The 13516-nt window shown below is 32.4% G+C and carries 14 protein-coding genes; 9 read left to right on the top strand and 5 right to left on the bottom strand.

What is annotated here, in order from left to right:
* Positions 1–409 precede the first annotated feature (409 nt).
* Complete coding sequence (locus A9G08_RS09495; RefSeq protein ID WP_065563465.1) at positions 410–1033, top strand: TetR/AcrR family transcriptional regulator; 624 nt, start codon at positions 410–412, stop codon at positions 1031–1033.
* 116 nt (positions 1034–1149) lie between these two features.
* On the opposite strand, the gene A9G08_RS09490 is transcribed toward A9G08_RS09495, so the two are convergent.
* Positions 1150–1548, bottom strand: coding sequence for a cell division inhibitor SulA (locus A9G08_RS09490; RefSeq protein ID WP_065563464.1), 399 nt, complete (start codon positions 1546–1548; stop codon positions 1150–1152).
* A 106-nt stretch (positions 1549–1654) separates the two neighbouring features.
* Entirely contained in the window at positions 1655–2032 is a 378-nt protein-coding gene (gene crcB / locus A9G08_RS09485) for a fluoride efflux transporter CrcB (protein ID WP_065563463.1), read from the bottom strand.
* Positions 2033–2218: 186 nt separating this feature from the next.
* Between crcB and A9G08_RS09480 the strand changes: the two genes are divergently transcribed.
* The 8 genes from A9G08_RS09480 to hxlB all read left to right on the top strand — a co-directional run bounded on the left by A9G08_RS09480 (position 2219) and on the right by hxlB (position 9233).
* Positions 2219–2821: a riboflavin synthase gene (locus A9G08_RS09480; RefSeq protein ID WP_065563462.1), complete on the top strand. Its 603-nt coding sequence runs from the start codon at positions 2219–2221 to the stop codon at positions 2819–2821.
* 505 nt (positions 2822–3326) lie between these two features.
* On the top strand, positions 3327–5297 hold the full coding sequence (locus A9G08_RS09475) for a BglG family transcription antiterminator (protein WP_065563461.1): 1971 nt from the start codon (positions 3327–3329) through the stop codon (positions 5295–5297).
* Complete coding sequence (locus tag A9G08_RS09470; protein ID WP_065563460.1) at positions 5287–5742, top strand: PTS sugar transporter subunit IIA; 456 nt, start codon at positions 5287–5289, stop codon at positions 5740–5742. The genes A9G08_RS09475 and A9G08_RS09470 overlap by 11 nt, the downstream gene beginning before the upstream one ends.
* 29 nt (positions 5743–5771) lie before the next feature.
* On the top strand, positions 5772–7109 hold the full coding sequence (locus A9G08_RS09465) for a PTS galactitol transporter subunit IIC (protein WP_065563459.1): 1338 nt from the start codon (positions 5772–5774) through the stop codon (positions 7107–7109).
* Between the two features lie 14 nt (positions 7110–7123).
* Positions 7124–7408, top strand: a complete 285-nt coding sequence (locus tag A9G08_RS09460; protein WP_065563458.1) for a PTS sugar transporter subunit IIB — start codon at positions 7124–7126, stop codon at positions 7406–7408.
* A 97-nt stretch (positions 7409–7505) separates the two neighbouring features.
* Positions 7506–8021: a YjbQ family protein gene (locus A9G08_RS09455; RefSeq protein ID WP_065563457.1), complete on the top strand. Its 516-nt coding sequence runs from the start codon at positions 7506–7508 to the stop codon at positions 8019–8021.
* A gap of 14 nt (positions 8022–8035) precedes the next feature.
* Positions 8036–8686: a ribulose-phosphate 3-epimerase gene (gene rpe / locus A9G08_RS09450; RefSeq protein ID WP_218058465.1), complete on the top strand. Its 651-nt coding sequence runs from the start codon at positions 8036–8038 to the stop codon at positions 8684–8686.
* 10 nt (positions 8687–8696) lie between these two features.
* On the top strand, positions 8697–9233 hold the full coding sequence (gene hxlB / locus A9G08_RS09445; protein ID WP_065563455.1) for a 6-phospho-3-hexuloisomerase: 537 nt from the start codon (positions 8697–8699) through the stop codon (positions 9231–9233).
* A 270-nt stretch (positions 9234–9503) separates the two neighbouring features.
* Here the strand turns inward: hxlB and mmuM are convergent, their stop codons facing one another.
* From mmuM to A9G08_RS09430, 3 genes are all read right to left on the bottom strand, one after another.
* Positions 9504–10430: a homocysteine S-methyltransferase gene (gene mmuM / locus A9G08_RS09440; RefSeq protein ID WP_065563454.1), complete on the bottom strand. Its 927-nt coding sequence runs from the start codon at positions 10428–10430 to the stop codon at positions 9504–9506.
* Positions 10430–11821 carry an S-methylmethionine permease gene (gene mmuP / locus A9G08_RS09435; protein ID WP_065563453.1) on the bottom strand — a complete coding sequence of 464 codons (1392 nt, stop codon included), beginning with the start codon at positions 11819–11821 and terminating at the stop codon, positions 10430–10432. Before mmuP ends, mmuM begins: the two co-directional genes overlap by 1 nt.
* 213 nt (positions 11822–12034) lie before the next feature.
* The gene (locus A9G08_RS09430) at positions 12035–13420 is read right to left on the bottom strand and encodes a DUF945 family protein (protein ID WP_065563452.1); all 1386 of its coding nucleotides are present in this window, start codon (positions 13418–13420) and stop codon (positions 12035–12037) included.
* Positions 13421–13516 lie beyond the last annotated feature (96 nt).

Here is a 13516-nt window from a genome sequence, read left to right as displayed (position 1 = left end):
GTTTCCTATATTAAGTTAACAAAATAATAAAAATCTTATATATCTATTACTTATTTGAAACATAGGATACTGCATGTGAGATTGTCTCACAGTTAACAATCAATAGTAAAGGAACATTAAAATATTAAAGTTCTTCTTATCAATATGAATTAGTACTATTAATTGCGATAAAATAGCGGTGCGACTAATGTCGCACCGGTATTACTTACTTATTGTTGGTGTCGAATAGAATTGGTATTTAAATTTGTTTGCCTAAATTATGTTTCTAAACATTCAAATTTTATTGGGTAACATTATATATCAAAAATGAGACTTTAGTCTCATTTTTTTAAAATATTTCACAATTATTAATTTATTATTTAAAATGAAAGAAATGGAGTAAAATTAATATAAGTCAAAAAACACTGTTATGAACAAATTTGAAACTAGTTCTTTGAACAACTTTACAAGTCTTAAAAAAAAGAATTATGAGCGACTATTAGAGATTGCTTTGGACTCATTAGAAAATGGAATTGAACCTACGATTACTGAGTTAGCAGATAAATCAGGAATCTCAAGATCGACTGCTTATCGCTATTTTCCAACACAAAATGATCTGATATCGGCAGTGGTTAATCGTTCACTTGATCCTATTTTACAATGGCATACAGACGAGCAAAATATAAGCCAAAGAGTTAATGAATTCATATCGTTTGCTTATACTGAAATGATAAAACATGAAGGTGCTATAAGAGCGACGATGCGATTATCTTTGCAACAATGGGCGAATGAGCGTTCTAAATCAGCACCTAATACAACAAAACGAGTACGGGAAAATCGTAAAGAGGTAATTTCGAAATTATTACAACCGTTACAATCACAGCTTAGTGAAGAGCAATATAATAAAGTCATTTATACCATATCAATTATCTGTGGTTCGCAAATAACGGTTTTAAAAGATGTTTGGAATTTAGATGATTCATATATTATATCGCTTTCTCAATGGATAGCTAACGCTATCATTAATCAAGCGAAAAATGATGCTAACACTTAACGTGTTTTTTTCCTATTTCCTTTCTAAGTTTTTAAAAACGAAAAATCATTCAAAACACTGCCATATTAGACAGTGTCTTTCTTTTATAACTATAAATTTTAGAAACAGATATTTTTTTAATGGTATTGAATTGCTTGTTGGTTTTGTTCATCGTGAACTAAAAACAAACAGGTATTGCTGGTTAAAACGGCTTGTTGTAAACGCAGTTTATCTTGCTCATTAAGATCATTAACACATGCAACTACATAACTACAGGTTTTACTTTGTAATGCTTTCTCAATAGTAGATACTAAATTTTCATTATTCAAATTAGCTAAATGAACAACTTTTTCTTTATCTAGTCCAGCAGTATTCACCCATGAACGTTTTAGCATCGGACGATCTGATAGCCATAATTGCCATTTTTTCTCTTTATTAAATGAACGTAATAAAGGTCGCTGTTGTTGTAACACCTGTTGAAAGGGTGTTTCAAAATTGATAGCCATAAGTTGTGGTGAAGAATGTTCAATAAGCATAAAAACCTCGATACTGTTTGCATATACAGTGTATATTAATACAGTAATTTGAGGTTGTAAATACTATTTGTGATCATTTTTTATATTGTTTTGGGTTAATATACCTTCATGAACGAAAAAATTGATAGGTAAAAAAGCCTAAAAATGTCATTAAAACTGATCCAGTAACATGAACAGCAATGGTCGCTAATCCCCAACCAATACGACCTTCTTGAAGAAAGTTAACAATTTCAGCCGAAAACGTTGAAAAAGTAGATAACCCACCACAAAAACCTGTAATTATCAGCAATCGCCACTCAGCAGAAAGATTTGCATGATTAAAAAAAGCAATTGCAAAACCAATAATATAACCAGCGATCAAATTAGAAAATAATGTACCTAAAGGAATAGCAAAAGCAATGACATTTAATTTTAACGATAAGAACCAGCGAAGCAATCCTCCGAAAACTGAACCGATTGAAATAGCTAAAATAAGTTTCAACATAAATGGGCAACCTTTAAATCATAAATTAAACCTGATCATATCAGTAGAGCATCCAATTGGATATCTTTTTGAAGATAAAATCATTCATTTATTAAATATATTAAATATTCGATTTCAATCGTTATTATTTTTTACTGGTTTGCGCTAAAATATTTAGCTAAATGATTAAATATAAAGGTTATGATAATGTTTACAGGAATCGTACAAGGTGTTGGTCTGATTATTTGTATCACAGATCGAGACAAATTAAGAACCTATAAAGTCAAACTTCCACACAACTTAACAAATAATATTGAAATCGGAGCATCAATAGCAAATGATGGCTGTTGCTTAACTGTAACCGGAATTGAAAATGATTGCGTAACCTTTGACATTATGCAAGAAACCCTTGCTTTAACTACTCTCGGCAATAAGAAGCAAAATGACTTTGTTAATATTGAACGAAGTGCTAAATATGGTGATGAAATTGGTGGGCATGTAATGTCTGGACATGTCTCTTGTACTGCAACCATTATCGATATCCAAAAAACAGCTACCAACTGTCAAATGACCTTAGCTATGCCTGAAAAATTTATGAAATATGTGCTATATAAAGGCTTTATTGGTATAGACGGCGCAAGTTTAACCGTTGGTGAGGTTAAAGATAACCATTTTAACATTCACCTGATCCCAGAAACCTTATCGATTACTACTCTGGATACCAAAAAAGTAGGGGATAGTGTTAATATCGAAATTGATTCACAAACTCAAGCTATTATCGATACGGTTGAACGCGTATTAGCAAAATAAATGATTGAGCACAAAAGATTATTTGATAATGGTTTATTGCAAAATAATATACTTTTTATTGAAATAAAAGCAAACTATTAAAAGCATCAAACCATTATTATTGAATTAACTTATAACATAAGTTATTACAAACATTTATCTCTTTATATAAAATAAACTCAGCTATTTAATAAGATGAAAATATTAAAGGTATGCTTTACTATCTGAAATGAATCATCCAAATAATCATCATTCTTAATTTATTCATTAAAAAGAAATATAAAATAGTAATTTCATGTCAAATGACTAAATGTATTACCTCATTATTAAGACCTTTATAATCATCTAGATTAAGAAAAATACCCCACTTTAAGATTGCTATTTACGCACTCAGACTTTTCAACATTGGTTATTATCACATTGGATTCCAGATTAATCTGGAAAAAAATGTAATCGTCTTATTTATTTATCTAACTATACTTTAAATCATCATGAAGGTATTACATATAGAAAAAGGAGTTGAGTAATGGAAAGACAGATCAAATTACTTAAACTACTTTTTAGCCAGTCAGAATTTAAACCGGCTGCTTTTTTTAGTTCAAAATTATTAATTTCAACTAAAACCGTATATTGCGATATTGAGAAACTAAACGAACGTTTAAAAACGATACCGAATATGGATATTCGAATCGAAAAGTCACCTCGTAAAGGATTAATTTTATTAGGTCAAAAAACGGATATTGAAACAATAATTAATTACTTAGAACAAAAAAATAGTCACAGCTATTTTAATAAAAAATCACGGCGATTAAGTCCTGAATACCGTCGCTTAGATATTGTTAAACGATGTTTATTAAATAGTGAAAACGTATCACTTGAGCAATTATCTTTTGACTATTTAGTCAGTAAAACATCATTACACAAAGATATCGAATTTATTAATCGTGCGCTTGAGCAAGAAAATATCGTATTAACCGTCACCCACAAAGGAATTCATGTTGACGGTAATGAAAATCAAATACAACGAGCTATTAAACATTTTCTCTCCTTATATATTCACAAACAAGATGACTATTATCTAAATCAATTGATGAAATCCTTTATAGGGGATGATTCGTTTGAACAGATAAATCGATTACTGTTTGAACGTTTTGAATCGGTCGTTGCACAATCTACTGAGCATTATCTATCTTCGCTACTGATATCAATTACCATACAACTTAAGAGATTGTGTTTGGGATATTCAATTCCTGAAGAAAATGATTTTTTATTTAACCATATTCGATATATGCAATCCTACTTGATTGCCTCGGAATTGGCAAAAACACTTGAGTCAACTTTTCAGGTGGCGTTTCCAACCAATGATATTAAATATTTAAGCAAACTGTTTTTTGCTCATCGAATCATTGATGAAAATATCATTGTTGATGACAGTTTTTATGAACAAATTATCTTCAGGATCATAAAAAAAATTGGTGATATTGAGAATGTAGATTTAACGGGTGATAGTAAATTGTTTCACTCTTTATTGTCACATTTTCCATCGATGATTACTCGTTTACAAAAGAAAATCCGTATTATAAATCCAATATTAGACGAGATAAAACAAGAATATTCTAAATTATTTAGTGTGTTATGGTATGCACTTTCAGACTTAGAACGTAAATTTGACATCCATTTAAATGATCATGAAATCTCATTTTTATTGATTCATTTTCAAATAGCTTTAGATAAAGCCGCGGATGCAAATAATATTGTCATTATTTGCCAATATGGATGCTCATCATCAAATTTAATTTTAAATAAAGTACGAAAACTTTTACCGTCGAAAGATAATATCGAAGTCTATTCTGTTTCAAAATTAAATTCGACCAAACTTAGTAATGTCGATTTAATCATCACTACACTTGATATCAACAACATTAATAAACCAATTGTCAAAATATCGTCATTATTAAACAATCAAGATTACCAAAATATTATCCAAGCTTACGCCAACTATGTTCTTAATAAACAACCCGATTTTTCAGACAATTACTATCCAACAACAGCTAAATTCGTTAAAGCCGATTTAATTGAATTAAACGTTGATATTCAACACAAAAATGAATGCCTTAACTTACTGATAAGTAAGCTTGAAGAGAAAGGATTTGTAACTAAAAACTATCGTGATTCAGTGTTATATCGTGAAGAAATCGGTGATACCTCGATTGAAAACGGGATCGCTTTACCACATGGTTCACCAATGTTTGTTATCAAATCAAGCATATCAATCATGACCTTAAAACAACCGATCAAATGGGGCATGATTGATGTCAGCATCATTATCATGGTTAGTCTTTCGGAGAACAATATTAATAGTATTAATGACGTTTTCACTGAAATTTATGAAATAGTCTCGAATAAACAGGCAATTTCATCCTTAAAAAATCTCACAAACTTTAAACAACTTAAACTATTTTTGGACAATCAAAGAGGAATCAAGAATGTACTTTGATCAGCATTTATGCCTATTCAATATTGAGGCAAAAACTAAAGAAGAGATCTTAACAACAATGGCACAAATGTTATTTTCACATGGAATTGTTAAACAAGACTATTTAGATGGAATTTTGCAAAGAGAAAAACAATATCCAACAGGATTATTAATTAATTCCGTCGGTTTTGCCATACCACACACTGATTCTTCAAAAGTTAATCAGTCACAAATTTGCTTTGCATCCCTAAAAAATCCAATCATTTTTTCTGGTATGACTGATGATAAAGAACAAATCCCAGTCAAATTCATTTTTATGCTAGCAATGAAGCAGCCACATGAGCAAATTGAAAATTTACAGAACCTTATTGGCTTATTTCAAAATGATGAGCAAATAAAATTATTAGAAAAGTGTCAATCAATTAACGAATTTACCTCTATTTTAAATACCGCAGGCGTTAAATAGGGTTGATTAATTTTATCAAGGAGTTACAAATGGATAGTGTCATTAATATTTTTCAATGGTTAATAGATCTTGGTGGAGTGGTTTTTTTACCAATCATCATTTTTATCATAGCCTTATTTTTTAGAGTCAGTTTTTCCAAAGCGATAATGTCGGGTATTACCGTCGGTATCGGTATCGTTGGTCTTGGATTAGTTATCGGTTTACTATCTGACACTTTAGGTGTTGCCATCCAAAAAATGGGTGAACAGTATGGAACATCATTAAGTATTATGGATATTGGTTGTGGAGTAGGTGGGCCATTGGCATTCTCAACGACATTGGGGTTATTGCTAATTCCAGCATCATTAATTATCAATTTCTTATTTATCTCACTCGGTTGGACTCGAACTTTAAATGTCGATATCTGGAATTTCTGGTTTGCGATTTTCCTAGGTTTAGTGGCGTATTCAGTCACAGGTGAATATTGGGTTGGTATCATTGGTTGTATAACTGCAGTAATGTTGCAATGGTTTTTAGCCGATCTATTACAGAAACCAATAAGCTCATTTTTTGGTTATCCTGGCATTGCTATTACTCACCTCATGGCATTATCGGGTGCAATTGTCGCAATCCCATTAAATTGGATCTTTGACCGAATTCCAGGTTTAAATAAATTAAATGCCGATTCAGAAACGCTAACCAAACGTTTCGGTATCTTTGGTGATACTGTTGTTATCGGATTAATCATCGGTATTGTCGTTGGGATTTTAGCCAATTATGATGTTCCAAAAATTGGTCAGCTAGGTATTTCAACTGCTGCAATCATGAAAATTATGCCAAAAATGGTTGCAATGTTTATGGAAGGCTTACTTCCTGTTGCTGACGCTGCGCGTGAATTTACTAGCAAAAAACTTAATGGAAAACAAGTAAACATCGGAATGGATGCCGCATTAACTGTTGGTCATCCTGCGGTAATGGCAACTGCGTTAATCATGGTGCCAGTATCATTACTACTTGCTTTGATCTTACCGGGTAACAAAGTACTACCTTTTGGTGATTTAGCCTTCTATGCATTTGGCATCTGCTTAATGGTACCGTTCTTTAAAGGTAATATTATTCGTTCAATCCTTGGTGGCACCATTTACCTAGTTATCTGCCTATATATGGCAACTTGGCTTGCACCAGTCATCACTGATGTATTCCATCTAGCTAATTATGATGTAGGTACGGCTGGTATTGTTACTGTAATTTTATGTGGATTATGGCCTGTAACACTATTTGTACTGCTATTAACCCATATCGGATACCTTGGCTTAATTGGTTTAGCTCTCGTAATCCTTTGCTTGCTTATCTATATCAACAAAATCAAAAAAATTGAAATGTATTAAAAGGAAATAGTCATATGAAAAATTTACTCATAATGTGTGGTGCAGGTCATGCAACTTCAACTATTGCAGTAAGCAAAGTCACTAAATGGCTTAGTGATGAAAAATTAACAGATCAAGTGAAAATTTATCAATCTAAAATTGCTGATGAACTTAATAAAATCGACTCTTATGACGTTGTGGTGAGTACCACCATCGTACCAGATTCAATTAAGGCTAAAGTCATCAACGGTTTACCATTACTTACTGGTGTAGGATTGAATGAGTTTTTTGCAGAGTTAAAAAAACGTTTAGCTATTTAATTGAAAAGCATCATTAAGTATTTATAACGACCGCCTCATTGACTTTCGTTAACTGAAATAACAAAGTTAATGAGGCTGCAATAAGGAATAAAGCAATATGAAAATTATTCATCATGCCATTGAAATCAATACTGTTGCTGGCAGACACTCTTACCATGATATTACTGAAGAATTAAATCAATTTGTTAAGCAATCCAGTATCGAAAATGGTCAGTTAACCATAGCTACCACACATACAACTTGCTCACTATTTTTTGAAGAGTGTATGCATGACACTAATTTTTTTGGTGATGAGTTTCTTCATGTCGATATCAACAATACCTTAGAAAAAATTGTACCGCGCATGACTAGTGAAAATCAGTACAACAGCCCTGGTCCAAAGCATGTTGAATTTGGTTTAGGACTTAGTGATCCCAATTATCCAGCAGAAAAATGGGTTATGTTAAATACTGATGCTCATATCAAATCATCACTTTTTGGTCATTTCTCATTGGTGTTGATTATTAAAGATGGTTTGCCACTATTAGGGCAATTAGGAAAAATCTATTTTGTTGACTGGGATGCGCTACGTGAACGAAAACGCAATGTCAATTTTATGTTAATGGGCTGTTAATAAGAGGGAATATTATGATACTGTCTCCATCACTATTTAATTCTGATCTTTATCAGATTAAAGAAAACTTGGAAAAATTGAAATTATTGGGTATTCGTCAATTACATATTGACGTGATGGATAATCACTATGTACCAAATCTTGGTTTTAATGCAAGCTTTGTCAAAAATTTAAAAACACATACTGATTTCATTTTAGATTGTCATCTTATGGTCGAGAAGCCTGAGTTAGCCATAGCAGATTTTATTGATGCTAAAGCTGATATTATCTCCTTTCATTATGAAGCAACGGCCCATCACTCATTCATTATCAACAAAATAAAAAGTAACAATATCAAAGCTGGAATAGCTATCAATCCAAGCACACCCATTGAAAACCTTAAGCTACTCTTACCTTTTATTGATTTGGTACTAGTTATGACAGTCAATCCTGGTCAAAAAAATGAAAGCTTTTTACCTTTTACCTTACAAAAAATTGAACAATTAACCCGTGAAAAGCAAAAAGGTAATTATCATTACGACATCCAAGTTGATGGCAATATTACCGACCAAACTATATCACCATGCATTGCCGCTGGAGCAAATAGCATTGTATCGGGTGGATTCATCTTTAAAAATAATGCCATAGAAAGCAATATTGAAAAATTAAAAATGGCAATAAAATAGGAATAAAACAGTGACTATCAAAAATGTACTTAGCAATATATTGACAGAAATATCGGCTCAGCAAGTTAATTTAAATGAAGATCAACTTCAGGAATTTAAAAACGCTATTATTTCCGCAAAACATATCTTTTTAGCTGGAACCGGCCGATCAGGATTAATGATTAGTGCATTTGCTAATCGATTAATGCATTTAGGTTTAAATGTGAGTTTAATAACTGAAATCAGCAAACCTAAAGCAAATGTTGGTGATTTATTGATTTTAGGATCTAATTCTGGGGAAACTAAAAGCCTTATTGCTTATGCTAATCAAGCAAAAGCAATCGGTGTTAAAATCATCCTATTTACCACCAACAACAACTCAAGTTTAGCAAAACTAGCTGATAACATTGTTGCAATTCCAATCAATGTTGTTCAATTAAATCAACCTATGGGCAGTACCTTTGAACAACTATCTCTGCTGACTTATGACAGCATCATTTATAGTCTAATGGACGATTTAAATCAAACGCCAGAATCAATGAAAAATCGACATGCCAATATTGAATAGCATTGAATCTAAAAAACTCCAAGTCTCAAACCTAAATTAGTGATGGATGCTTTTGGAGGCAAGTCCATTGCATCTACACTATATGGGATAGTTAACATTATAGCATTTAATATTTTTATAAAATTTTGAGGAACGGGGTTTTTTGATTCAAAAAAAGTTGAGGAGCGGGGTTTTTGAGGGGATGAGAATGCAAATAGCTCTTAAAAAGTTAAACCGCCATTAATTTATTTATTCAATTAACAGCGATTTTATTCCTTACAGATTGAATCACTATTTAATGCTTTTTAAATAGTCAGCAATTTCTGCAATATCTTTAGGTGTAGTTTGGCAGCATCCGCCAATCAATTTAGCACCTAATTTTAACCAAGTTGGTAATTGGTTTTTGAAAGTACAGTTGTGTTGGTGATTTTTATGCCATTGTTTGGTGGTTGGATCATACTGTTCACCTGAGTTTGGATAAACAATCAAAGGTTTTCTAGTTAAGGTTTGTAATACGGTTAATGCGGCAGTTACTTCTTCTAAGGCAATGCAATTAATACCAACACTAACCACTTGATCAACGTTATTTAGATAATCGATCACTTCTTTTAGCGGGGTACCATCGCTAAGGTGATTAGCATCTTTTAAGGTAAATGAGAACCATGCTGTCATTGTTGGATACTGTTTCAATACTTTAACAAGCGCTTTAATTTCAGCAAAATTGGGTAAGGTTTCGCAAGCTAGGATATCGGCTTTTGCATCGATGAGTGCTTGTATTCGGATCTGATGAAACTCGATAAATTCTTCTTCACTTAATTGGTAGTTGCCTGTGTATTCTGAACCATCAGCTAAATAAGCACCATAAGGACCAACTGAACCAGCTATAAATAGTGGTTTATTTTTACCAATCTGAGTTAAATATTGCTCTTTTGCTTGTTGAGCCAGCTCGACACTTTTTTTGATAAGCTTTATAGATTCATCTAAAGATATCCCTTTTTTAGCGAACCCTAAAGGTGATGCCTGATAGCTGGCTGTGGTTGCACAATCTGCACCAGCTTTAAAGTAGTCATAATGAACTTGCCTAATCAGATCGGGTTGTTCTATTAATACTTTGGCTGACCACAAACTATCATTAAGATCACAGCCACGGCGCTGTAACTCACTAGCTAAAGCACCGTCAATTATAATATTTTGGTTGAATGATATTGGATTAAACATTATCGGTTTACTCGTTGTTGATAAGCTCGGGTAACATGATAGGCAATATAGCAAAACACCACAAATGGAATACCACAATAAAGCGCGATGCGCTGTTCTGGATCGAATGCCAAACCAACACAAGCAACTAAGCATAGAATAAAGCCTAAAATTGGTACTAATGGGTATAAAGGTGCTTTATATTTGAGACCTTCAATGTCAGAAGATGAAAGTTGTTTTCTAAAAAAGTAATGAGAAGCACAAATACTTAACCAAACCGCCACCACAGCAAATCCAGAAATCGCGGTTAGGCCGACAAACACCGTATCTGGGGCGATGACACTAGAAAACAGCGCTAATAAACCGCCAATCATACTAACGGCAATAGCTGTGGTTGGAATACCTTTTTTATTTAGTTTACTAAAGTATTTAGGTAATGTACCTTGATTGGATAATGACCATAACATCCGACCAGAAGCATATAGACCAGAATTAGCGGCGGATAGAATAGCGGTTAAAATAACAAAATTCATAATATCAGCCGAATAGGGGATACCAATACTTTCGAACACTTCAACAAATGGACTTTTGATTACACCAGCTTGCTCCATTGGTAGTAGCGCTGCTAATACAAAAATTGTACCGACGAAAAAGATGATTAATCTGAAAATAGTGGTTTTAATCGCTAATGGAATTGATTTTTCAGGCTGATGGGTTTCACCAGCAGCTATACCAATAAGTTCGGTTCCAGAAAAAGCAAAATTAACTGATACCATGGTCATAATTATTGGCGTAATACCATTTGGAAACCAGCCATGCTCGGTAATATTATGTAAAAATGGAGCTGGCATATCATTTTTCATCGGAATTATGCCAAAAATAGCTGCGCTTCCGGCAATGATAAATACTACGATAGTGATGACTTTTATTATCGAAAACCAAAACTCACTTTCGGCAAAAAATTGAGCGGTAATCATATTCAACATAAAAATGACTATGCAAAACACTAAACACCACTGCCATACTGAAACTTGCGGAAACCAATATTGCATACACAATCCGGCAGCGGTAAAGCTTGATCCTAATGCGACAGTCCAAGTTAACCAATAAAGCCAGGCTACCGTATAGCCTGTAGCAGGGCTAATAAATCGTGATGCATAGGTATGAAAGGCACCTGTTTCAGGCATAGCCACAGCAAGTTCACCTAAACATAACATGACAAGATAAACAACTAATGCGCCAATTAAATAGGCAATGATTGCTCCAATTGCCCCAGCAGTGGCAATAATATAACCGGTATTAAAAAATAGACCGGTCCCAATTACACCACCTAAAGATAGCATAATTAAATGCCGAGTTTTCATGGTGCGTTTAAATTGATTTTCATTACTAACAGAAGAATGTTTATTCATAAAATTTATTTTCAGTTAAAGTAAAAGAATTCATAATTCTAAGTAAGTTGAATTATGATTTAAATATTCATCTATCATTGTTTAAACAAATATTTCATTTTGTGATTTGATATAACTAATCAAATAATATGTATCGGATTTACAAATAAATTGTTTATTGAAGCTATCCCGCCAAAAGGTGGCGGGATAAATTAGTGATAAAGAGTTTAACTTTTAAAAATGGTTTTGAAGCTCTTGAAAACTCATTTTTTTGCCATTAAGGTTGAATTGACCACTTTGTTTAGTGTATTCAATTTCAGTGAATATACCTTCCACATCTCCTTTTTTAAATAAAATTGCTGGATATGGAGATCTATTAAAAGATCTTTCAACGATGAATTGCATTTGTTTAGCATCAGACTCAAATTGTTGTTCAGAAATATTTTCATTTTCTGGATTATCAAATTGAGTCTTAATACGTGCTATAACTTTGTATGGTGCATCAAGATTTACTTTAAATTGGTTAAGTTGATCGATATTTTGAGCCAATCTGAAACTTGACATTATAGTGAAATCAGAAACATCAAAAAATGCGCTGTAGTTAAAATCACCGGCTGCATTGTGCCAATTGACTTTTTTGATGTTTATTTTGGTATTAGGTGAACTATGTTTAATTTTAGCTAAAAACGGCGCTGCTTCCGGGTAAATTTCTAAAAAAGATTTATCTAATCCTTCAAAATCAAATTCAAACGAACCATTACCAATGTCTTGTTTACCATATTTAAATGAATCAATCTTGAATGCAAAATCACCATTTAAACCACTCTCTTTAGCTTCTAACACATAATTCCAAGCTAAATTTTTCAGAGAAATTTCAGGTGTATTGTTAACAGATTCAAAATTAAAATAGAAATCATCAACGCTAGCATTTAAAGTATATTTGTTTTGAAAATCTGCATCATTAACAACTTTTAAATTGGTTATTTTTAATTGATTATCTGCATCATGTTGATAATTAATTTTACTTGCTTCAATCGAAATTGATGGGGCAACAAAATTAATGTTTCCTGAAGCACGCCAATTTATCTCACCAAGATCAAGTTTACCATCAGCATCTTCAACTCCGATATCTTTCAAATCAAGTACAATTGGTTGAGTTGATATGTTATAGTCTATGAAGTCAGAGTAAGACAGGCTTACATGACCTTTCATAAATGGCTGATTACCCGCTTTTTTCCATAAATCAGGATTAAATTGCTCACTATTTTGAAATTCAATCCAAGCTTGTTGAGGTGTGAATACACCATTTTTTAACGCTTCAATTGGAAAAGGACCATGATGAATAATCACATCATCATCGTATAATACAACTGTTTTTGAATTTTCAATGTTTGTTACAGCTAATTTTATGTGTGTTTTAGTTGAGAAGAGGCTTTTTTCGTCATTTGTATGCGTGATTTGTACCTCAAAATTATCCTGTAAGCTATTAACTTCTTGGGTTAAATTTTTTAATGTGCTATCAAGACCATTTTCAATTACATTTCCGGTATACCATGCAGTACCAACATACCCCAAACCTAATATTGCAATAACACCAACTGCTAATTTTGTTTTCTTCATTTTTACTCTCTTAATTTCTATTACTTGTTAGTTACTTTTCTAAAATTAATAATTTTTACTGCTTTTTACTTCGGGTTTAAGACTAATTGGGTTTTA

This window comes from Gilliamella sp. wkB195 (assembly GCF_001690445.1).
In the GTDB taxonomy this organism is placed as follows: Bacteria; Pseudomonadota; Gammaproteobacteria; order Enterobacterales; family Orbaceae; genus Gilliamella; species Gilliamella apicola_E.
This window is presented reverse-complemented; position numbering and strand designations above follow the sequence as displayed.

Excerpts from the sequence above, each read along its gene's own strand:
- A9G08_RS09430 (WP_065563452.1), bottom strand. The coding sequence starts at position 13,420 with ATGAAGAAAACAAAATTAGCAGTTGGTGTTATTGCAATATTAGGTTTG.
- A9G08_RS09490 (WP_065563464.1), bottom strand. The coding sequence starts at position 1,548 with ATGCTTATTGAACATTCTTCACCACAACTTATGGCTATCAATTTTGAA.
- mmuM (WP_065563454.1), bottom strand. The coding sequence starts at position 10,430 with ATGTTTAATCCAATATCATTCAACCAAAATATTATAATTGACGGTGCT.
- rpe (WP_218058465.1), top strand. The coding sequence starts at position 8,036 with ATGATACTGTCTCCATCACTATTTAATTCTGATCTTTATCAGATTAAA.
- A9G08_RS09495 (WP_065563465.1), top strand. The coding sequence starts at position 410 with ATGAACAAATTTGAAACTAGTTCTTTGAACAACTTTACAAGTCTTAAA.
- crcB (WP_065563463.1), bottom strand. The coding sequence starts at position 2,032 with ATGTTGAAACTTATTTTAGCTATTTCAATCGGTTCAGTTTTCGGAGGA.
- A9G08_RS09455 (WP_065563457.1), top strand. The coding sequence starts at position 7,506 with ATGAAAATTATTCATCATGCCATTGAAATCAATACTGTTGCTGGCAGA.
- A9G08_RS09460 (WP_065563458.1), top strand. The coding sequence starts at position 7,124 with ATGAAAAATTTACTCATAATGTGTGGTGCAGGTCATGCAACTTCAACT.
- A9G08_RS09465 (WP_065563459.1), top strand. The coding sequence starts at position 5,772 with ATGGATAGTGTCATTAATATTTTTCAATGGTTAATAGATCTTGGTGGA.
- A9G08_RS09470 (WP_065563460.1), top strand. The coding sequence starts at position 5,287 with ATGTACTTTGATCAGCATTTATGCCTATTCAATATTGAGGCAAAAACT.
- A9G08_RS09475 (WP_065563461.1), top strand. The coding sequence starts at position 3,327 with ATGGAAAGACAGATCAAATTACTTAAACTACTTTTTAGCCAGTCAGAA.
- mmuP (WP_065563453.1), bottom strand. The coding sequence starts at position 11,821 with ATGAATAAACATTCTTCTGTTAGTAATGAAAATCAATTTAAACGCACC.
- A9G08_RS09480 (WP_065563462.1), top strand. The coding sequence starts at position 2,219 with ATGTTTACAGGAATCGTACAAGGTGTTGGTCTGATTATTTGTATCACA.